The 310-nt window shown below is 49.7% G+C and carries 1 other RNA gene; it reads left to right on the top strand.

Annotation, left to right across the window (positions count from 1 at the left end):
• Positions 1-310: a transfer-messenger RNA gene (gene ssrA / locus EKO23_RS24960) on the top strand; the annotation flags it as partial.

Below are 310 nucleotides of genomic sequence, written 5' to 3'. Positions count from 1 at the left end.
CGGGAATTCAGAAGTCTGAGGTGCATGCCGAGGTGCGGTAGGCCTCGTTAACAAACCGCAAAAAAATAGTCGCAAACGACGAAAACTACGCACTAGCAGCTTAATAACCTGCTCAGAGCTCTCTCGCCCTAGCTTCCGCACGTAAGACGGGGACCAACGAGGGATCAAACCCAAACGCGCTAGCCCGGATTCTCCCGCCTGAGAGATGAACGGTGAATTTTAATTCAGGATAGTCATTTACTAGCGTGTCGGTTCGCAGGTGGGTGGTGAATTTAAAGATCGACTAAGCATGTAGTACCAATGATGAAAG

It is taken from the genome of Nocardioides guangzhouensis (genome assembly GCF_004519545.1).
In the GTDB taxonomy this organism is placed as follows: Bacteria; Actinomycetota; Actinomycetes; order Propionibacteriales; family Nocardioidaceae; genus Nocardioides; species Nocardioides guangzhouensis.
Note: the sequence above shows the minus strand (reverse complement) of the source record. Positions and strands in the feature narration are given on the sequence as shown.